Raw genomic sequence first — 20034 nt, 5'->3', positions numbered from 1 at the left:
TCAGCTGTCAGCTGTCAGCCGCCGGTCGTCAGCCGCACCGGGCGGCCGACCGTGGCGCGCAGGCGGCGGTAGGTGCGCCAGCCCTTGGTGCGGAGGTGTTCCGGGAACGGGGCGACCGGTGCGCCCCGGCCGTTCGCCCAGGCCGTGAAGCGCTCGGCCGGGGTGTCGGCCATGACCGTCAGCCGGGCGAGCTGGAACGGGTCGTCCGCCGGGGAGCTGAACGCGTCGCGCGCCGAGCAGCCCGCGCTGAAGCCGGCCCGCTGCACCCGGCGCCGGGCCTGTGGGCTGGAGTAGCCGTGCGGGTAGGCGAAGGCGGTCACCGGGTGGCCGAGCACCTCCTCCAACCGCCTTTTACAGCCGTCGAGTTCAGCACCGAGGCGGCGCTCGGAGACGGTGTCCAGCTGCGGGTGGGTGTGCGAGTGGCCGCCGATCTCGACGCCGTAGCCGTCCAGGCCGGCGACCTGCCGCCAGTTGAGCATCTCGGCCGGTGGCAGCAGGCTGCCCTCCCCCTGGTGGCCCGGGGTGGTGACGGCGCCGGTGGTGACGAACAGGGTGGCGGGCAGCTCGCGTTCGGCGAGGATCGGCGCCACCGTCCAGTAGAAGTCGGCGAAGCCGTCGTCGAAGGTCAGCACCGCGCAGCGGTCGGGCACCGGGGGGCCGCCGCGCTGGGCGGCGAGCAGGCGGCGCAGCGGGATGACGTCGCGGCCGGCGGCGGCGAGTCGGTCGAGCTGGCGGACGAAGGTGCGCGGGGTGACGGTGTAGGGCGCGATCCAGTCGGGCGGGTCGTCGGAGACGGAGTGGTAGAGGAAGACGGGCACCGCGGTCATCGTGCGCCCCCTCCGGGAGCCGCCCCGGGGCGGGCGGGGGAATCGACGCGGCGGAGGCGACCGCGCAGGTAGCCGAACGGACCGTAGAGCAGGCCGCAGAGTTCGAGCCGGGCGAGCCGCCGCGGTCCGGACCGCAGCCGGACGGACCGCAGCGGGCCGGACGGGTGTGGTGCCCGGACCGGGTCGGCCGACCGGCGGCCGACCGGCGGAGGGAGCTGTCCGAGGCAGTCCGCCGCGCCCGGGTCCGGCGAGGTGCGGGCGCGGCGGGCCGCGTATCGGAGTCCGCCGGGGAGGCGGCGGAGCAGGGCGGGCAGCATCGCGGGTTCGTGGACGAGCGCGGCGGCGAGGCAGGCGCCGTAGCCCGCGCCGGAGCGGAAGGCCTGGGCGGGCGGGGCGTCCGCCGTACGCCGAGGGCGGTGCCAGACGATCGCGTCGGGGGCGTAGGCCAGGGCGTGACCGGCGAGCAGGACGCGGAGGAAGGCGAGCAGGTCGTCGCCGCCGTGGGCGGGGGTGCCCGCGCCGGTGGCCGGGTCGAAGCCGCCGAAGTCGCGCAGCAGGCGGGCGCGGAAGGCCATGTTGGCGCCGGAGCCGAGGCGGCCGGCGGCGAACGGGAGGAGCGGACCGGGGTGCCGGTCGTCGAGGGTCCAGGTGCGGGCCGCGAAGTCCAGACCGCCGAAGTCCCCGAGGCCGCCGGAGCCACCGTGGCGTTCGAGGGCGTCCAGGGCGGCGGAGTCGAGTTCGGCGGGCAGGACGAGGCCGGTGACGCAGCCGATCCGGTCGTCGGCGGCGAAGACGTCGGCGAGGGCGGCGATCCAGCCGGGGTCGGCCAGGGTGTCGTCGTCGGTGAAGGCGACGAGGTCGCCGCGGGCGGCGGCGAGGCCGCGGTTGCGGGCGCGCGCGAGGCCCGGGACCGGCTCGCGCAGGTAGCGGACCCGGCCCGGGAAGCGGTCGTGGAGCAGTCGTTCGGCGGCGTCATCGGCGGGGGCGCTGTCCACGACGATCACCTCGTACCGCGGATGGCCGTTCCGCAGCAGGGAGTCGAGGCACCGCCGGAGCGCGTCCACCCGGTCGCGGGTCGCGATGACCACACTGACGGCGGCCACCCCGGCGTCGCTCGGGCCCGCAGGCACCCGGGCGCGGTCGACCCGACGAGGCCGCGCCGCGGGTGTCGCGGTGGACAGGGCGGGAACGGCGAGTTCCCGATGGGCGGCGGCGACCAGCGCCCGGCGCAACGCCGCGGTGTCACCGGCCGCCCCGGTGGCCGTGACCAGGCCGAGCGGGTGCCCGTGCAGCCGCACCAAGGCCAGCACCCGGCCGCCCGGCTCCCCGGCAGCGAGGCCTCCGGCCCCAAGGCCCCCGACAGCAGGGCCGCCAACCCCGAGGCCCCCGGGCGAGCGCAGCCCGCTCGACTCGTCCAGGTCCAGGTCGACGACCCGGACGGCACGAGCAGCCGCTGGATCCGCCGTGGCGCCTCCGGGGAGGCGGCCGGCGTCCTCGGCCGGGGACAGGGTGGTGCTCATCGCGGGCCGACCTCTCGACGAGGAGGAGGCGGTGGGCGGGCGCCCGGCGCGGACCGCAGCGTGGACTGCGGAGCGGCGCGAAACGGCGCGGCCCCTGGTGTGACGGGGCGGACCCGGTGCGCGAGGGATACGCAGGGCGCGGGCCCCGGAGGGAAGCCCCCGTGGGGGCTGGTCGGACCCTGGAGGGCGCTGGGCGGCCGATGGGGGTGCGCACCGCCGGTCCTCGGGCGCCGGGGAGGCGCCGGTCCGTCGAACTGGATTCACGTCCCCGCACCGTGGGCGGGAGGACTACCAGGGCCTCATCGTGCGCCCGTACGGTCTGTCACGTCAAGGGTGTTCTGTCCACTTTTTCACCTTTCACCCACCGGCACCGGTCGGCTTCACCCCGCGACTTCACCCCGCGACTTCACCCCACGACGGGCCCCGGCCCCGCGACCGGGCGCCCCTCCGGCTCCTCCGCGATCCGGCGGGCGATCTCGGCCGGCCGCACCGGGCGGCCGAAGTGCCAGCCCTGCGCCCAGTCGCAGCCGATGACGCGCAGCCGCGCGGCGTCCCGGCCGGTCTCCACGCCCTCGGCGGTGACGGTCAGTCCGAGCGCGTGCGCCATCGACACCAGGCCGCTGACGATCCGCCAGCCGGTCTCCTCGTCCTTGGCCGGGTCGTGCAGGTCACCGACGAACGACCCGGCGATCTTCAGTCCGGAGACCGGCAGGTCGCGCAGGTAGGCGAGGTTGGACCAGCCGGTGCCGAAGTCGTCGACGGCGAGCGAGACGCCGAGGTCGACCAGCCCGTGCAGGGTGCGCAGCGCCTCGTCCTCCGGGCCGACCACGGTGGACTCGGTGATCTCCAGCTGGAGCCGGGCCGGGTCGAGGCCGGTCGTGTCGAGGATCCGGCCGAGGTCGCCGACCAGGGCGGCGCTGCGCGCCTGACGGACCGCCAGGTTGACGTTGAGCTGGGGCGCGGCGTCGCCGAACCGCTTGATCCAGTCGGCGGCCTGGCCGCAGGCCTGCTCCAGCACCCAGCGGCCGAGCGGCATGATCAGCCCGGTCTCCTCGGCGGTGGTGACGAACTCGTCCGGGCCGAGCACGCCGAGCTGCGGGTGGCGCCAGCGCACCAGCGCCTCGACGGCGGCGAGCCGGCCGTCGCCGAGCGCGTACAGCGGCTGGTAGTCGATGAAGAACTCGCCGCGGTCGAGGGCGGCGGGCATCCGCACCGAGACGGCGTAGCGGGAGACCGCGCGGGCGTTCTCCTTGGGGTCGAACAGGGTCCAGCGGCCGCGCCCGGCCTCCTTGGCCCGGTAGAGCGTCAGGTCGGCGGCGCGGACGGCGGCGCCGGGGGTGGTGGTGGAGACCCGGCGTTCCAGGACGCCGACGCTGGCGCCGACGGCCAGCTTGTGATCGCCGATCAGGACCGGTCCGGCGAGCGCCTTGAGGACGGTCTTGGCGGCGGCGACGGCCTCCTGTTCGCCGCGGCTGTTCTCCAGCAGCACCACGAACTCGTCGCCGCCGAGCCGGGCGACCAGGTGGCCGAGCGGGGTGAGCGCGGCCTTCAGCCGGGCCGCGACGGCGGACAGCAGCTGGTCACCGGTGTCGTGGCCGAGGCTGTCGTTGACGACCTTGAAGCCGTCGAGGTCGACGTAGCAGAGGCCGAACCGGGCGCCCGGGTCGGGGGCTTCGAAGAGCTTCTCCAGCCGTTCGAAGAAGGCGGCCCGGTTGGGCAGGCCGGTCAGCGGGTCGTGGGTGGCCTGGTGGCGCAGCCGCTCCTGGAGCCGGTAGCGGTCGGTGACGTCCTCCAGCATCGCGACCTGGTACTGCGGGCGGCCGTCGTCGTCGCGGATCAGCGAGACGGTCAGGTGGGTCCAGACCACCTCGCCGTCCTGCCGGTAGTACGGCTTGTCGAACTGGAAGTACTCGCGCTTGCCGCTGATCAGGTCCTCGTAGGTCTCCCAGACGCCGTCGCCGTCCTCGGGGTGGACGAGGTCGGCGACCCGGCGGCCGATCATGTCCTCCGGTCCGGCGCCGAAGAGTTCCTGGAGGGCCTTGTTGACGGCCAGGATGTTGCCGTCGGTGTCGCCGATGCCGATGCCGATCGCGGCGCTCTCGAACAGCGCGCGGAACCGGGCCTCGGAGGCCCGCAGGGCCCGTTCGGCCTCCTTTCGGGCCAGGTCGGCGGCGGTGCGGATGGCCTCCTGCTCGCGCAGGGTGCGTTCGCGCAGGGCGGCCGCCCAGCCGGCCGCGAACGCGCCGCACAGGGCGGGTCCGCGGCCGTCGGCGGCGGGCTGTTGCTGGAGCAGTTCCACCGCCCGGGCCAGCACGGCCGGGTCGGTGAAGTGGGCCTCGACCAGTTCGGCGCCGGCCTCGGCGGCGAGGCGCGGCTCGAAGGGCAGCTCCACCTGGGCGCGGTGGAGCAGCCCGGCGGTCCGGGAGACCAACCGGCCGAGCAGGCCGGGGTGCACCGCCGTGCCGTGGTCACCGGAGAGCAGCCGCGCCCAGTCCTCGTGGAACCGTTCGGCGCTGATGCTCGGCTCCGGTGCTCGGGTCACGGACGGAACCCCACGCCCGCCACCCCGGTCATCCGCTCGGGGTGCTCGCCGACGGCCTCGGGCTGGTCCGGGCGCCACTGCGGCAGGTAGACGACGCCGGGTTCGACCAGTTCGAAGCCCGCGAACATCGCGGTGATCTGCTCGTGGGTGCGCATGGTGAGCGGGGTGGGTGTCATCTTGTACAGCCGCTGATGGTCCTCGGCCTGGTCGGGGCGGCCCTCCAGGGAGGCGTGCGACAGGACGAGGGCGCTGCCGGGCGGGAGGGCGTCGCGGATCACCGCGATCAGCTTCCACGGGTCCTCGGCGTCCTGGACGAAGTGCATGACGGCGACCAGCAGGACGGCCACCGGCTCGCCGTCCGCGAGCAGCTCGGTCACCTCGGGGCGGGACATCAGGTCGTCGACGTCGCGCACGTCGGCCTGGACGACGGAGCTGGCCGGGTCGTCCTCCAGCAGCAGCCGGCTGTGCGCGCTGGCGACCGGGTCGCGGTCGATGTACACCACGCGGGACTCGGGGCGGATCGCGCGGGCGACCTCGTGGACGGCGCCGAAGGTGGGGATGCCGGAGCCGATGTCCAGGAAGCGGGTGATGCCGCGTTCGGCGGTGAACTGCACGGCGCGGCGCAGGAAGGCGCGGTTGGAGCGCATGATCTGCGGCAGTTCCGGCCAGAGGGCGATGGCCTTGCGGGCCATCTCGCGGTCGACCTCGAAGTTGTGCGATCCCCCGAGGTAGTAGTCGTAGACCCGCGCGGCGTTCGGTTTGTCCAGGTCCGTGCCCTCCGGTACCCAGTTCGGTCGCCGCATCCTCGGGACTCCTTCACTCCGGTTCTGGTGAACCAGCCGCCTGCCGAGGCGGCTGTGACTGATGAGACTACAAGCACAAAAGATCCTCTCCTGCACGCCGAACGCGTGCAAGCGGACTGTCCCGCTCCCGACACCGGCCGGTGGGCGGTGGGCGGTGGGCGGTGGGCGGTGGGCGGTGGGCGACAATCGTCCGGTGGATCCCAACCACTACCGGTTCCGCGGCGTGTGGCGGCTGGCCGCGCCGCCGGCGGCGGTGTACGCGGCGCTCGCCGACGTGGCGGCCTACCCGCGCTGGTGGCCGGAGATCCTCGCCGTGCGGCAGACCGGGCCGGACTCCGGCGAGGCGCTGGTCCGCGCGCTGCTCCCCTACCACCTGGTGATCGGGCTCACCGAGGTCCGCCGGGACGCGGGCGCCGGGGTGCTGGAGGCGGCCATGTCCGGGGACCTCACCGGCTGGTCCCGCTGGACCGTCGCGGCGGACGGCGCGGGCGGCACCCTGGCCCTGTTCGAGGAGGACACCCGCCCGGCGAAGCCGCTGCTGCGCCGCCTGGCACTGCCCGCCCGCCCGCTGTTCCGGGCCAACCACGCGGTGATGATGGGGCGCGGCCGGCGCGGCCTCGCGGCGTACCTGGCCGGGCTCCCGCCGACGCCCCCGTCTCCCTCTCCCGCGGCACCCCCGCCTCCCCCTCCCACCGCGCCCCCGACGGCTCCCCCGCCAACGTCGCCACAGGCCTCCCCGCAGCCCCGCCGGCCACCCGGATTCACCCGCCCGGACCGCCCCTGACCTGCGGCGGAGGCTCTTCACCAGATGTTTGCGGGGCGCCCCCGCATGGTCCGTAGCAGACTGGGCAGGGTAGACCGGGCCGCAATCGTGATCCCGAGGATGGTGAGTCCGGTGATACCCGTACGACCGACCAGCCCGACCGACCGGCAGAGCGCCGATCCGCCCCCCGAGGCGGTCACCCCGCTCACCGAGTCGGCGGCGCGCAGCCACATGGCGGGCGTCTGCTTCAAGATCGGCCCGCCCAGGCTGGTCGGCGTGGAGGTCGAGTGGTTCGTCCACGACGACCGATGTCCCACCCGGCCCGTCCCCCCTGAACGGCTGCACGCCGCACTGGACGCACTACCGCTCGGCGGCCCCGACGGGACCTCGCTCCCCTCCGGCGCCCGCCTCACCCTCGAACCCGGCGGTCAGGTCGAGCTCAGCTCCCCGCCCGCCGACAGCCTCACCGGCTGCGTCGCCGACACCCGGCGCGACCTCGCCGCCCTGCGGGCCGCCTTCGCGGCGCAGGGCCTGCGCCTCACCGGCACCGGGACCGACCCGCTGGCCCGCCCCCGGCAGATGGTGCTGAACCACCCGCGCTACCTGGCGATGGAACGGTTCTTCGACTCGGCCGGCCCCTGGGGCCGGATCATGATGACCGGCACCGCCTCACTCCAGGTCTGCGTGGACGCCGGCACCGAGAGCGGCCCGCAGGCGCTCGACCGCCGCTGGCGCCTCGCCCACCGGCTCGGCCCGGTACTGGTCGCCGCCTTCGCCAACTCGCCGCTGCTGGACGGCCGCCCGACCGGCCACCGGTCCACCCGGCAGACCGTCTGGTCCCGGATGGACCCCACCCGCACGCTCGCCCCCGCGCCCGACCACGGCGACCCGCGCGAGGCCTGGACCCGGTACGTGCTGGACGCCGAGGTGCTGTGCGTCCGCCGCGCCGACAGCCTGCCGTGGACCGCGCCCGCCGGACTGACCTTCGGTGACTGGCTGCGCGGCGCCGGCGAGCGCCCGCCGACCCTGGCCGACCTCGACTACCACCGCACCACGCTGTTCCCGCCGGTGCGCCCGCGCGGCCACCTCGAACTGCGGATGATCGACGCCCAGCCCGGCGACGGCTGGATCGTGCCCGCCGCCCTGGTCACCGCGCTGCTGGACGACCCGGTCGCCGCGGAGGCCGCGCTCGCCGCGCTGGAGCCCCTGGAGCCGCTGGAGCCGCTGGAGTCCCCGCCCGCCCCCGGACGGCCGCGCGCGCCGCGCAGCGACGTCTGGCGCCGGGCCGCCACCCTGGCCGTCGCCGACCCCGAGCTGCGCCGCGCCACCCTGGGCTGTTTCGCCGCCGCCGACGCCGCGCTGGGCCGACTGCCCGGCGCCGAGCCGCTGCGCGCCGCCGTCGCCGGGTTCGCCGAGCGCTACCCCGCGCGCGGCCGCTGCCCCGCCGACGACCAGCTGGACGCCCTGCGCGCCGGCACCCGACGCACTCCCCCGGAGGAGGCCGCACCATGATCGACGACACCCGCGCAGCCGGAACCGCCCCCGGCACCCGCGAGGCCCGCCCGGTCCGACCGGCCGGCCGTCCCGCGTCGGACGCCCTCGCACCACAGACCCTCGCACCGCAGACCCTCGCGCCGGAGGCCCTCGCCCCGGCGGCCCTCCGGGAGGCGATCGCCGCCGAGCTGCTGGCCGCCCGCGCCCGGACCGCCGCGCTGACCGACTGCGTCGACGACCGCGACCTCACCGCCCAGCACTCCCCGCTGATGTCCCCGCTGGTCTGGGACCTCGCGCACATCGGCAACCAGGAGGAGCTCTGGCTGCTGCGCAACGTCGGCGGCCGGGACCCGATGCACCCCGAGATCGACCCGCTCTACGACGCCTTCGAGCACCCGCGCGCCGAACGGCCGAGCCTGCCGCTGCTGCCGCCCGCCGAGGCCCGCGCGTACGCGCACGAGGTCCGCGGCCGGGTGCTCGACCTGCTCGCCGCCAGCCCGCTGGAGGGAGCGCCGCTGCTGACCGACGGCTTCGCCTTCGGCATGATCGCCCAGCACGAACAGCAGCACGACGAGACCATGCTGATCACCCATCAGCTCCGGGTCGGCGAACCGGCCCTGGCCGCTCCCCCGCCGCCGCCCGCCCCGGCCGACGCCGCCGCGCTGCCCGCCGAGGTGCTGATCCCGGCCGGCCCGTTCACCATGGGCACCGACACCGAGCCGTGGGCGCTGGACAACGAACGCCCCGCCCACCGCGTCGACCTGCCCGCCTTCCGGTTGGACACCACCCCGGTCACCAACGGCGCCTACCTGCGGTTCATCGCCGACGGCGGCTACGACGAGCCGCACTGGTGGACACCCGAGGGCTGGGCGCACCGGCGCCGGGCCGGGCTGACCGCCCCGCTGTTCTGGCGCCAGGAGGACGGCCAGTGGCTGCGCCGCCGGTTCGGGGTGCTGGAGCCGGTCCCGCTCGACGAACCGGTGCTGCACGTCAGCTGGTACGAGGCGGACGCCTACGCGCGCTGGGCCGGACGCCGGCTGCCGACCGAGGCCGAGTGGGAGAAGGCCGCCCGGCACGACCCGGCCGCCGACCGCTCGCGCCGCTACCCGTGGGGCGACGGCACGCCCGGCCCCGAGCACGCCAACCTGGGCCAGCGCCACCTGCGCCCGGCCCCGGCCGGCAGCTACCCGGAGGGCCGGTCCCCGTACGGGGTACGGCAGTTGATGGGCGACGTGTGGGAGTGGACGGCCAGCGACTTCCTGCCGTACCCGGGCTTCCGGGCCTGGCCGTACCGGGAGTACTCGGAGGTGTTCTTCGGGCCGGAGTACAAGGTCCTGCGCGGCGGCTGCTTCGCGGTGGCGCCGGTCGCCTGCCGGGGCACCTTCCGCAACTGGGACTACCCGGTCCGGCGGCAGATCTTCGCCGGCTTCCGCACCGCCGCCGACGTCGAGGACGGTGCCGGTACCGCCGGTCCCGCCGCTGCCGCCGGAGCCGCCGACCGGACCGCGGGGGGCAACTGATGTGCCGTCACCTCGCGTACCTGGGTGAGCCGGTGGCGCCCCGGAAGCTGCTGGTCGACCCGCCGTTCGGGCTCTACCGGCAGTCCTGGGCGCCACGCCTGCAGCGCTACGGCACGGTCAACGTGGACGGCTTCGGCCTCGGCTGGTACGCGGACGGCGACGACGTCCCGGCCCGCTACCGGCGGGCCGGCGCGGTCTGGGCCGACCCCTCGTTCGCCGACCTCGCCCGGGTCCTGCGCACCCGGGCGCTGCTGGCGGCCGTCCGCTCGGCCACCGACGGCTGCGCGGAGGGCGAGCAGGCGGCCGCGCCGTTCGCCGCCGACCGCTGGCTGTTCAGCCACAACGGGATGCTGTCCGGCTGGCCGGGGAAGTCCGGCGGGCTCGCCGCACTGCTGCCGCCGGCCGAGCTGCTCGACCTGGCGGCGCGCACCGACTCGGCGCTGCTCTGGGCGCTCGTCCTGCACCGCCTGCGGGCGGGCGCCGGGCTCGGCGAGGCGCTGGCCGCGACCGTCGCGGACGCCGAGGCGCACGGCGGGGGCCGGCTGAACCTGCTGCTCACCGACGGCCGCGAACTCGCGGCGACGACCTGGGGCGACACCCTGCACCACCGGACCCTGCCCGGGCTCGGCGTGCTGGTGGCCTCGGAGCCCTCGGACGACGCTCCGGACTGGACGGCGGTGCCGGACCGGTCACTGCTGCGGGCCGGACCGGACGGGGTCGTCGTCACAGCGCTCTGAGGACGCCGCGCCGAAGCCGCAGCTCTTCCCCCTTCACTTCACTTCCTGAACAGAGGATCCATCCGTCATGAGCACCTTTGATCTCACCCGACTGCTGCCCGAGGACCACTTCAGCACCGCGCTGCGGCAGGACGTCCAGACCGGCCTGACCTCCGATCCCAAGTCGCTGCCGCCCAAGTGGTTCTACGACGCGCGGGGCAGCGAGCTGTTCGAGGAGATCACCCGGCTGCCCGAGTACTACCCGACCCGCGCCGAGCGGGCCATCCTGACCGCCCGGGCCGGCGAGATCGCCGCCGCCACCCGGGCCGGCACCCTGGTCGAGCTCGGCTCGGGCTCCTCCGAGAAGACCCGGCTGCTGCTGGACGCGCTGCGCGACCTCGGCACCCTGGACGCCTACGTGCCGGTGGACGTCAGCGAGAGCGCGCTGACCGCGGCCGGCGAGGCGCTCGCCACCGAGTACCCGGGGCTCTCGGTGCACGGCGTGCTGGCCGACTTCACCGCCGGGCTCGGCCTGCCGGCCGTCGGCGGCCCGCGCCTGGTCGCCTTCCTCGGCGGCACCCTCGGCAACCTGCTGCCGGTCGAGCGGGCCGCCTTCCTGCGCGGGCTGCGCGCCGCCCTCGACCCGGGCGACTTCCTGCTGCTCGGCACCGACCTGGTCAAGGACCCGGCGGTGCTGGTCGCCGCCTACGACGACGCGGCCGGGGTGACCGCCGCGTTCAACCGGAACGTCCTCGACGTGCTCAACCGGGAGCTGGGCGCCGACTTCGAGCCCGAGTCGTTCGAGCACGTGGCGCTCTGGGACGCCGAGCAGGAGTGGATCGAGATGCGGCTGCGCTCGCTGAAGGCGCAGACCGTGAAGATCCCGGCGCTGGACCTGCCGGTGCACTTCGAAGCGGGCGAGGAGCTGCGCACCGAGGTGTCGGCGAAGTTCCGGCGGGAGCGGGTGGCGGAGGAGCTGGCCACCGCCGGTCTGCGGCTCGCGGCCTGGTGGACGGACGACCAGGGCCGCTTCGGCCTCTCCTTGGCGCAGCCGGCCTAGCCGCCCGCAGGGAGCTATTTGATAGTTCACCTTACTAATTGGCAAAGGGATTTGACGGGCATCCCGCGTACAACACTTGAACATTGAGGGGTTACGATCTCGGCTACCAAGCTCAGCGTTGAGTATCAGGAGTCAAGATCGTGAGCGTCACCCAGCAGCCCGCGGGGCCCTCCGCGGCGGAGTCCGGGCCGGCCCCGTCCGGCCGGCTCGGCTTCGTCGTCTTCATCACCGCCGCCGCGGCCCTCGGCGGGTTCCTGTTCGGCTACGACAGCTCCGTGATCAACGGCGCGGTCTCCGGCATCCAGGAGAAGTTCGGCGTCGGCGACGGCGTGACCGGTCTGATCGTCTCCTCCGCGCTGCTGGGCTCGGCGGTCGGCGCCGCGCTGGCCGGCCGGTTCGCCGACCGGTACGGCCGGATCACCGTGATGAAGGCCGGCGCCCTGCTCTTCGCGGTGAGCGCGATCGGCTCGATGCTGCCGTTCTCCGCCTGGGACCTCGCGCTCTGGCGCGTCCTCGGCGGAGCGGCCATCGGCATCGCCTCGGTGATCGCCCCGACCTACATCGCCGAGGTGGCGCCGACCAAGTACCGCGGCCGGCTGGCCTCGTTCCAGCAGGCGGCCATCGTGCTCGGCATCGCCATCTCGCAGCTGGTCAACTGGGTACTGGCGGACGCCGCCGGCGGTGACACCCGCGGCCGACTGCTCGGCCTGGAGGCCTGGCAGTGGATGCTCGGCATCTGCGTCGTGCCCGCCGCGGTCTACTTCGTGCTCGCCTCGACCATCCCCGAGTCGCCGCGCTTCCTGATCGCGGCCGGCCGGCTCGACGAGGCCCGCACCGTGCTCGCCGACGTCGAGGGCGAGCACGCCGACACCGACGCCCGGATCACCGAGATCCAGGGGCTGATCGACTCCGACCACCGGCCGCGCTTCCGCGACCTGCTCGGCGGGCGGTTCGGCCTGCTGCCGATCGTCTGGGTCGGCATCGGGCTGTCGGTCTTCCAGCAGCTCGTCGGCATCAACGTGATCTTCTACTACTCGTCGATCCTCTGGCAGTCCGTCGGCATCGACCAGTCCAACTCGCTGCTGATCAGCTTCATCGGCTCGGTCATCAACATCCTCGGCACCGCGATCGCGATCCTGCTGGTCGACCGGATCGGCCGCAAGCCGCTCGCGCTGATCGGCTCGGCCGGCATGGCGCTCGCGCTGGGCGCCTGCGCCTGGGCGTTCTCCTCCGCCACCGGCAGCGGCGACCAGGTCACCCTGCCCGACCTCCAGGGCACCGTGGCGCTGATCTCGGCCAACGCCTTCGTGCTGTTCTTCGCGCTCTCCTGGGGCGTGGTGGTCTGGGTGATGCTCGGCGAGATGTTCCCCAACCGGATCCGCGCCGCCGCGCTCTCGGTGGCCGCCTCCGCGCAGTGGATCGCCAACTGGGCGATCACCGTCTCGTTCCCGGCGCTCTCGCGCTGGAACCTCTCCGCGACCTATCTCGCCTACGCGGGCTTCGCCGCGCTGTCGATCCTCTTCGTGGCGAAGTTCATGAAGGAGACCAAGGGCGTCCGGCTGGAGGACATGGGCTGAGTCCCCCGCCGGATCCCGGCCCCGCGGACGAGCCCCCCGACCCCCGCGGTCGGGCCTCGGCCCCACCCGGCCGGACCTCTCGGCCCCCGCACCCTAGCGCCAACCCGCCGGGTGCGGGGGCCGAATCGTTCACTCCCTGCGGCGGCGGCGACACCTCCGGTATCCCTGGGCGGCAGGAGGGATGTCCTTGATCTTCGACCGGCTTCGCACCCGCGGCGCCCGCAGCACGCGCCGACCCGCCGCCGTGCCCGGCGGCGCCTGCCCGTACTCGCACGCCCACGTCCACGGCCACCTGGTCCCCGAGGAGCCGCCCGGCCGCCCGGCCCCGGCCGCCCTCGACGACCGGTTCGCCGACCACTTCACCGACCCCCGGCAGGCCGCCGACTTCGTCCGCCAGTTCCACCTGGAGCAGCCCGGCACCGGCGACCCCGCCGAACGGATCCGCGCCGTCCTGGACGAGATCGACCGCACCGGCACCTACGAGCACACCCCCGCCGAACTCGCCTACGGCGCCAAGCTGGCCTGGCGCAACGCGGCCCGCTGCATCGGCCGGCTCTACTGGCGCAGCCTGGTGGTGCGCGACCTGCGGCACCTCGGCTCCGCCGACGACATCGCCGCCGAGTGCTTCGCCCACCTGCGCACCGCCACCAACGGCGGCCGGATCCGCCCGGTGGTCTCGGTGTTCGCCCCCGACCGGCCCGGCCGTCCGGCCGCCCGCATCCTCAACCAGCAGCTGGTCCGGTACGCCGGCCACCCCGGGCCGGACGGCGGCTGGACCGGCGACCCGGCGGGCGCCCAGCTCACCGCGCGGGCCCGGGACCTCGGCTGGAAGTGCGCGGAGGAGCCGTTCGAGGTGCTGCCGCTGCTGGTCCAGGAGCGGCCCGGCGAGCGGCCCGAGTGGTACGAGCTGCCGGAGGACACCACGCTGGAGGTCCGGCTCCTCCACCCCGACCACGCGTGGTTCGCCGAGCTCGGCCTGCGCTGGTACGCGGTGCCCGCGATCAGCGACATGACGCTGGAGATCGGCGGTGTCCGCTACCCCACCGCGCCGTTCAACGGCTGGTACATGGGCACCGAGATCGGCGCCCGCAACCTCGCCGACGCGGACCGCTACGACCTGCTGGCGACCGTCGCCGGCCGGCTCGGGCTGGACACCTCCAGCGAGCGCACGCTCTGGCGGGACCGCGCGCTGGTGGAGCTCAACGTGGCGGTGCTGCACTCGTTCCAGGAGGCCGGGGTGACGATGGCCGACCACCACACCGAGTCCGAGCGGTTCCTGCGGCACATCGCCCAGGAGCGGCGGCTCGGGCGGCCGACGCCCGCCGACTGGAGCTGGATCGTGCCGCCGGTCTCCGGCGGGCTGACCCCCGTCTACCACCGGTACTACGACCCGGTGGACCCCTCGGCGCGGCCCGCGTTCGTGGCCCGGGAGCCCTGGTGACGCGGGTCCTGGTCACGCGGGTCCTGGTCACGCGGGTCCTGGTCACGCGGGTCCTGGTCACGCGGGTCCCGGTGACGCGGGTCCCGGTGGACGGGCGGCCGCTCCGGGAGTCGTTCGAAGCGTAGGACCAGCCCGTCGAGGAGCGCCTCCAGTCCGGTCTCGAAGGCGCCCTCGTCGACGGCCGCCCGGTGCTCGGCCAGCCGGTGCGCCTCGCCGAGGTGCGGGTAGTCGGCCGCGTCGTACAGCCCGGCGTCCTCCGGGAAGCCGGCCGCGAAGGAGGCCAGGGCCGAGCCGGTGACGAAGTACCGCATCAGCGCGCCGATCCGGGTCGCCTGCCCGCGCGGCCAGCCCGCCTCGACCAGGCAGCCGAACACGGCGTCGGCCAGCCGCAGCGCGTTCGGCCGCCGTCCGGGGCCCTGGGCCAGCACCGGGACGATGTTGGGGTGGGCGGCCAGCGCGGCCCGGTACGAGCGGGCCCAGCCGCGCAGCGCCTCCGGCCAGGGCCCGCCGGCCGCGAACATCGACAGGTCGACCTCGCCGATCACCCCGTCCACCACCGCGTCCAGCAGCTCGTCCTTGGTGGCGAAGTGGTTGTAGAGGGACGGCCCGCTCACCGACAGCTCGCCGGCCAGCCGGCGGGTGGAGAGGGCGGCCAGGCCCTCCTCGTCGACGAGTCGCAGAGCGGCGGCGACGATGCGCTCGCGGCTGAGCAGGGGGGTGCGCGGGCGGGCCATCGGCGCGGTTCCTCCGGTACGTGCGTCCAGTCGGGTGGGGCGGGGACCGATTCTGGCAGGCGGCCCTTCCCAGAGCGGCCGGTCGGGGCTACAGTCCCTCGTAAAACTTGCAGCGCTAGTTTAGCTGGGGGCGTCCCGATGGACCTGGAACTCTCCGCGGAGCAGGCCGCCGTCCGCGACCTCGCGGCCTCCTTCACCGACCGCGAGATCGTGCCGCACGCGGCCGCCTGGGACCGGGCCGAGTCCGTCGACCGCGCGATCATCGGCAAGCTCGGCAAGCTCGGCTTCCTCGGCCTGACCATCCCCGAGGAGTACGGCGGCAGCGGCGGCGACCACCTCGCCTACTGCCTCGTCCTGGAGGAACTGGGCCGGGGCGACTCCGCCGTGCGCGGCATCGTCTCGGTCTCGCTCGGTCTGGTCGCCAAGTCGGTCAACGCCTTCGGCACCGAGGAGCAGAAGCGGCACTGGCTGCCCCGGCTCACCTCCGGCGAGGCGCTCGGCTGCTTCGCCCTCACCGAGCCCGGCACCGGCTCCGACGCCGCCAACCTCACCACCCGGGCCGTCCGCGACGGCGACGACTGGCTGATCAGCGGCGCCAAGATGTTCATCACCAACGGCACCTGGGCCGACGTCGCCCTCGTCTTCGCCCGCACCGGCGAGGCCGGACACCGGGGCGTCACCGCCTTCCTCGTCCCCACCGACCTGCCCGGCTTCACCCGCACCGAGATCCACGGCAAGCTCGGCCTGCGCGGCCAGGCCACCGCCGAACTCGCCCTCGACGCCGTCCGGGTGCCCGACGGCGCCCGGCTCGGCGAGCTCGGCAAGGGCTTCACCGTCGCCATGGCCGCGCTCGCCAAGGGCCGGATGTCGGTCGCGGCCGGCTGCGTCGGCATCGCCCGGGCCTGCCTGGAGGCCGCAGTCCGGTACGCCGGCGAGCGCGAGCAGTTCGGCGCGCCGATCGCCTCGCACCAGCTGGTGCAGGAACTGCTCGCCGGGATCGCCGTGGACGTCGAGGCGGCCCGGCTGCTCACCTGGAAGGTCGCCGACCACATCGAACGCGGCCTGCCGTTCGCCACCGAGTCCTCGATCGCCAAGCTGTTCGCCAGCGAGGCCGCCGTCCGGGCCGCCAACAACGCGCTCCAGGTCTTCGGCGGCTACGGCTTCATCGACGAGTACCCCGTCGGCAAGTACCTGCGCGACGCGCGGGTGATGACCCTCTACGAGGGCACCAGCCAGATCCACCACCTGCTCATCGGACGCGCGCTCACCGGCGTCAACGCCTTCTGAGCGTCTCCTCCCCTCTCACCCACCCCTCTCGACAAGGAGCCCGACGTCGTGCGTCCTGTCTACTTCGCCGCAGCCCGCCGCACACCCATCGGCCGGCTGCGCGGAGCGCTCGCCGCGGTCCGCCCGGACGACCTCTCGGCCACCGTGCTGCGCGCCCTGCTCGCCGACCTGCCCACCCTCGACCCGGCCCGGATCGACGACGTCTACTGGGGCGCCGCCAACCAGGCCGGCGAGGACAACCGCAACGCCGCCCGGATGGCCGTCCTGCTCGCCGGACTTCCGGACAGCGTCCCCGGCGCCACCGTCAACCGGCTCTGCGCCTCCGGCCTGGAGGCGGTCACCATGGCCGCCCGGGCGATCGGCTCCGGCGAGGCGGACGTCGTGCTCGCCGGCGGCTGCGAGTCGATGACCCGCGCCCCGTTCGTCCTCCCCCGGCCCGACGAGGCGCTGCCGCACCGGATCGAGACCTTCGACACCCGGCTCGGCTGGCGGCTCACCAACCCGCGGATGGCGGAGCTGCACGGCGTGCTCTCCATGGGCGAGACCGCCGAGGAGGTGGCCGGCCGGTACGGGGTCGGCCGCGAACGGCAGGACGCCTGGGCGCTCCGCAGCCACCAGCGGGCCGCCGCCGCCCGCAAGGACGGCCACTTCGACGCCGAGCTGATCCCGGTGGAGCGGCCGGACGGGGTGACCGTCAGCCAGGACGAGGGGATCCGCGAGGACACCAGCTTGGAGAAGCTGGCCCGACTCAAGCCCGCCTTCCGGCCGAACGGCACGGTGACGGCGGGCAACGCCTCGCCGATGAACGACGGCGCGGCCGGGCTCGTCCTGGTCAGCGAGGAGGCGCTGCGGGAGTTCGGCCTCCAGCCGCTCGGCCGGTACGTGGCCGGCGCCTCGGCGGGCGTGCACCCGGACGTGATGGGCATCGGGCCGGTCCCGGCCACCCGCAAGGCGCTCGCCCGGGCCGGCTGGTCGCTCGACCAGCTGGAGGAGGCGGAGCTGAACGAGGCCTTCGCCGCCCAGGTGCTGGCGTCCGTCGACCAGTTGGGGCTCGACCCCGAGCTGGTCAACCCGACCGGCGGCGCGATCGCGCTCGGCCACCCGCTCGGCGGCTCCGGCGCCCGCATCCTCACCACCCTGCTGCACCGGATGCGCCGCACCGGCGCCGGGCGCGGGCTCGCCACCATGTGCGTGGGGGTCGGCCAGGGCACGGCGGTCCTGGTGGAGTCGGCCTGACGGCGGGCGGCTGACAGCTGACAACTGACAACTGACAACTGACAACTGACAGATAACAGCGAACAGATATCAGATGACAGCTGACGGATGACAGATTTCAGATGACGGATTCTGTCAGTCGTCAGCCCGCACTCAGAAGGAGCAGTACCACCGTGACTCGTTTCGCAGGCAAGGTCGCCGTCGTCACCGGCGGGGCGCAGGGCATCGGCGCGGCGACCGCCCGCCGGCTGGCCGAGGAGGGCGCGGCGGTGGCCGTGGTCGACCTCAGCGCCGAGCGGGCCGCCGGAACCGTCGAGGAGATCACCGCCAAGGGCGGCACCGCCAGGGCGTACGGCTGCGACGTGGCCGACTACGACGCCGTCGACGCGGTGTTCGCCCGGATCGCCGAGGACCTCGGCGGGGTGCACATCCTGATCAACAACGCCGGGATCACCCGGGACAACCTGTTCTTCAAGATGCCCAAGGCCGACTGGGACGCGGTGCTGACGGTCAACCTGACCAGCGCCTACAACTGCAGCCACGTGGCCCAGAAGTACATGGTGGCGCAGAAGTACGGCAAGATCGTCTCGCTCAGCTCGCGCTCCGCGCTCGGCAACCGCGGCCAGGCCAACTACGCCGCCGCGAAGGCCGGCATCCAGGGCCTGACCGCCACCCTGGCGATCGAGCTCGGCCCGTTCAACATCAACGTCAACGCGGTCGCCCCCGGCTACATCGCCACCGCGATGACCGCCGCGACGGCCGAGCGGGTCGGCGCCACGGCCGAGGACCACCAGACCGAGGTGGCCGCCCGGACGCCGCTGCGGCGGGTCGGGCAGCCGGAGGAGATCGCCTCGGTGGTCGCCTTCCTGGCGAGCGAGGAGGCCTCCTACGTCAGCGGCCAGACGCTGTACGTCAACGGCGGGGCGCGCTGACACGATCGGCGTTTCTGACGGATGGTCAGATGACCGTCCCCGGTGGTGGGTTACTTTCACCTGGGACGGTCTTGACCTTTTCCGGTGGCCGAAGACGACCATGTCGCCAGTATGAAATGACTATGGCATGATCATGCGGCACTCGATGGGATGGCCGGACCGACCCGTCCGATCCCGGCCGGGCCCTGCGTCCCAAGGAGTCCCATGGGCAGCTCCCGCACCCTCCGCCGCGCCCTGGCCCTGCTCGCCGTCGGGGCCACCGCCCTCGCGGCCGGCACCGTGTCCACCGGCTCCACCTCCGCCGCGCCGACCGCCGCCGGTGCCAACGCCAACGCCGCCGGCCAGCGCACCGGCGTCCACGTCCGCCCCGCCTCGGCCGGCCACGTCAACGCCGTCGGCCGCACCGCGCCGCTGTCCACCACACAGTGCGTCAGCGAACTCGGCATCCACTGCTACTCCCCGCTCCAGTACCGCGAGGCCTACAACCTGAACCCCCTCTACCAGGAGGGCGTCACCGGCAAGGGCCGCACCATCGTCATCGTCGACTCCTTCGGCTCGCCGACCATCCAGCACGACCTGGAGGTCTTCGACAAGCAGTGGGGCCTGCCCGACACCCAGGTCGAGGTGGTCAAGTGGGGCGACGTCCCGCCCTTCGACCCCACCAACCCCGACCACACCGGCTGGGCCGGCGAGGCCACCCTCGACGTCGAGTACGCGCACGCCATCGCGCCCGACGCCCACATCATCCTGGTCGAGACCGGGGTCGCCGAGACCGAGGGCACCACCGGCCTGCCCGAGATGATGGACGCCGAACAGGCCCTCATCCGGTCCGGCCGCGCCGACGTGATCTCGCAGAGCTTCGGCGCCACCGAGAACACCTTCCCCGGCTTCGCCAAGGGCGACTTCAGCTCGCTCACCAACCTGCGCTACGCCTTCAAGGAGGCCGCCGCGCACGACGTCACCGTGCTCGCCTCCTCCGGCGACAACGGCGCCACCGACGCCCAGGAGAACGGCAGCGACCTCTACCCGTACCGGGTGAACTCCTGGCCGTCCTCCGACCCGCTGGTCACCTCGATCGGCGGTACCCAGCTCACCCTCGACGACGCGGGCAAGCGGACCGCGCCCGACAAGGTCTGGCACGACCAGTACGGCGCGGGCGGCGGCGGGGTCTCCGGCGTGTTCGAGCGGCCCTGGTACCAGGCCGGCGTCGCGAAGGTCACCGGCAACCACCGCGGCACCCCGGACATCAGCATGAGCGCGGCCGTCGACGGCGGCGCCTGGACGTACGAGTCCTACGACCCCGCCCGGGCCGGCTGGCACCTCACCGGCGGCACCAGTGAGGCGGCGCCGATCTTCTCCGGCGTCGTCGCGCTCGCCGACCAGCTCGCCGGCCGCCGCCTCGGCCAGCTCAACTGGCGCCTGTACGGCCTCGACCTGCTCCCGAAGCAGTGGAGCGGCCTGGTCGACGTGACCACCGGCGACAACTCCTGGGACAAGGTGACCGGCTACCAGGCCACCAAGGGCTACGACCTGGCCAGCGGCCTCGGCACCATCGACGCCGCCCGCTTCGTCCACGCCCTCGCCGGCCGCTGACGGACCGGCA

15 protein-coding genes and 1 pseudogene are annotated in these 20034 nt (G+C 74.4%); 11 read left to right on the top strand and 5 right to left on the bottom strand.

What is annotated here, in order from left to right; all coding sequences use genetic code 11:
- Positions 1-14: 14 nt before the first annotated feature.
- From AB0N76_RS17275 to AB0N76_RS17260, 4 genes are all read right to left on the bottom strand, one after another.
- A complete protein-coding gene (locus AB0N76_RS17275; RefSeq protein WP_363557895.1) occupies positions 15-827 on the bottom strand; it encodes a polysaccharide deacetylase family protein in 813 nt (270 codons plus the stop codon).
- The gene (locus AB0N76_RS17270; RefSeq protein ID WP_363557893.1) at positions 824-2347 is read right to left on the bottom strand and encodes a glycosyltransferase; all 1524 of its coding nucleotides are present in this window, start codon (positions 2345-2347) and stop codon (positions 824-826) included. The genes AB0N76_RS17275 and AB0N76_RS17270 overlap by 4 nt, the downstream gene beginning before the upstream one ends.
- A 406-nt stretch (positions 2348-2753) precedes the next feature.
- A complete protein-coding gene (locus tag AB0N76_RS17265) occupies positions 2754-4889 on the bottom strand; it encodes an EAL domain-containing protein (RefSeq protein ID WP_363557891.1) in 2136 nt (711 codons plus the stop codon).
- Positions 4886-5692, bottom strand: coding sequence for an SAM-dependent methyltransferase (locus AB0N76_RS17260; protein WP_363557889.1), 807 nt, complete (start codon positions 5690-5692; stop codon positions 4886-4888). Before AB0N76_RS17260 ends, AB0N76_RS17265 begins: the two co-directional genes overlap by 4 nt.
- Positions 5693-5885: 193 nt before the next feature.
- Between AB0N76_RS17260 and AB0N76_RS17255 the strand changes: the two genes are divergently transcribed.
- The 7 genes from AB0N76_RS17255 (at position 5886) to AB0N76_RS17225 (ending at position 14263) form a co-directional block, all read left to right on the top strand.
- On the top strand, positions 5886-6476 hold the full coding sequence (locus AB0N76_RS17255; protein WP_363557887.1) for an SRPBCC family protein: 591 nt from the start codon (positions 5886-5888) through the stop codon (positions 6474-6476).
- Between the two features lie 111 nt (positions 6477-6587).
- The gene (egtA, locus tag AB0N76_RS17250; protein ID WP_363557885.1) at positions 6588-7967 is read left to right on the top strand and encodes an ergothioneine biosynthesis glutamate--cysteine ligase EgtA; all 1380 of its coding nucleotides are present in this window, start codon (positions 6588-6590) and stop codon (positions 7965-7967) included.
- Positions 7964-9469, top strand: coding sequence for an ergothioneine biosynthesis protein EgtB (gene egtB / locus AB0N76_RS17245; RefSeq protein ID WP_363557883.1), 1506 nt, complete (start codon positions 7964-7966; stop codon positions 9467-9469). The genes egtA and egtB overlap by 4 nt, the downstream gene beginning before the upstream one ends.
- A complete protein-coding gene (gene egtC / locus AB0N76_RS17240) occupies positions 9469-10206 on the top strand; it encodes an ergothioneine biosynthesis protein EgtC (protein WP_363557881.1) in 738 nt (245 codons plus the stop codon). Before egtB ends, egtC begins: the two co-directional genes overlap by 1 nt.
- A 67-nt stretch (positions 10207-10273) precedes the next feature.
- Entirely contained in the window at positions 10274-11245 is a 972-nt protein-coding gene (egtD, locus tag AB0N76_RS17235; protein ID WP_363557879.1) for an L-histidine N(alpha)-methyltransferase, read from the top strand.
- Positions 11246-11385: 140 nt separating this feature from the next.
- Positions 11386-12822 carry a sugar porter family MFS transporter gene (locus AB0N76_RS17230; RefSeq protein WP_363557877.1) on the top strand — a complete coding sequence of 479 codons (1437 nt, stop codon included), beginning with the start codon at positions 11386-11388 and terminating at the stop codon, positions 12820-12822.
- A gap of 181 nt (positions 12823-13003) precedes the next feature.
- Positions 13004-14263: a nitric oxide synthase oxygenase gene (locus AB0N76_RS17225; protein WP_363557875.1), complete on the top strand. Its 1260-nt coding sequence runs from the start codon at positions 13004-13006 to the stop codon at positions 14261-14263.
- A 95-nt stretch (positions 14264-14358) separates the two neighbouring features.
- On the opposite strand, the pseudogene AB0N76_RS17220 reads toward AB0N76_RS17225, so the two are convergent.
- A pseudogene (locus AB0N76_RS17220) lies at positions 14359-14997 on the bottom strand (TetR/AcrR family transcriptional regulator); the annotation flags it as partial.
- A 138-nt stretch (positions 14998-15135) separates the two neighbouring features.
- On the opposite strand from AB0N76_RS17220, the gene AB0N76_RS17215 reads away from it, so the two are divergent.
- The 4 genes from AB0N76_RS17215 to AB0N76_RS17200 all read left to right on the top strand — a co-directional run bounded on the left by AB0N76_RS17215 (position 15136) and on the right by AB0N76_RS17200 (position 20024).
- Complete coding sequence (locus tag AB0N76_RS17215; RefSeq protein WP_363557873.1) at positions 15136-16284, top strand: acyl-CoA dehydrogenase family protein; 1149 nt, start codon at positions 15136-15138, stop codon at positions 16282-16284.
- Positions 16285-16332: 48 nt separating this feature from the next.
- Positions 16333-17520 (top strand): thiolase family protein, encoded by a 1188-nt coding sequence (locus tag AB0N76_RS17210; RefSeq protein ID WP_363557871.1) that lies wholly within the window; start codon positions 16333-16335, stop codon positions 17518-17520.
- Between the two features lie 152 nt (positions 17521-17672).
- On the top strand, positions 17673-18431 hold the full coding sequence (gene fabG, locus AB0N76_RS17205; protein WP_363557869.1) for a 3-oxoacyl-ACP reductase FabG: 759 nt from the start codon (positions 17673-17675) through the stop codon (positions 18429-18431).
- 204 nt (positions 18432-18635) lie between these two features.
- A complete protein-coding gene (locus tag AB0N76_RS17200) occupies positions 18636-20024 on the top strand; it encodes a S53 family peptidase (RefSeq protein WP_363557867.1) in 1389 nt (462 codons plus the stop codon).
- The last annotated feature ends 10 nt before the right edge of the window (positions 20025-20034 follow it).

It is taken from the genome of Kitasatospora sp. NPDC093806 (assembly GCF_040683335.1).
Taxonomy (GTDB): domain Bacteria; phylum Actinomycetota; class Actinomycetes; order Streptomycetales; family Streptomycetaceae; genus Kitasatospora.
The sequence above is the reverse complement of the archived record's forward strand: the minus strand, read 5'-3'. Positions and strand labels throughout refer to the sequence as shown.

Coding starts and splice junctions, on each gene's coding strand:
- AB0N76_RS17270 (WP_363557893.1), bottom strand. CDS start 2,347: ATGAGCACCACCCTGTCCCCGGCCGAGGACGCCGGCCGCCTCCCCGGA.
- egtD (WP_363557879.1), top strand. CDS start 10,274: ATGAGCACCTTTGATCTCACCCGACTGCTGCCCGAGGACCACTTCAGC.
- egtC (WP_363557881.1), top strand. CDS start 9,469: ATGTGCCGTCACCTCGCGTACCTGGGTGAGCCGGTGGCGCCCCGGAAG.
- AB0N76_RS17225 (WP_363557875.1), top strand. CDS start 13,004: ATGTCCTTGATCTTCGACCGGCTTCGCACCCGCGGCGCCCGCAGCACG.
- AB0N76_RS17215 (WP_363557873.1), top strand. CDS start 15,136: ATGGACCTGGAACTCTCCGCGGAGCAGGCCGCCGTCCGCGACCTCGCG.
- egtB (WP_363557883.1), top strand. CDS start 7,964: ATGATCGACGACACCCGCGCAGCCGGAACCGCCCCCGGCACCCGCGAG.
- AB0N76_RS17275 (WP_363557895.1), bottom strand. CDS start 827: ATGACCGCGGTGCCCGTCTTCCTCTACCACTCCGTCTCCGACGACCCG.
- AB0N76_RS17260 (WP_363557889.1), bottom strand. CDS start 5,692: ATGCGGCGACCGAACTGGGTACCGGAGGGCACGGACCTGGACAAACCG.
- AB0N76_RS17200 (WP_363557867.1), top strand. CDS start 18,636: ATGGGCAGCTCCCGCACCCTCCGCCGCGCCCTGGCCCTGCTCGCCGTC.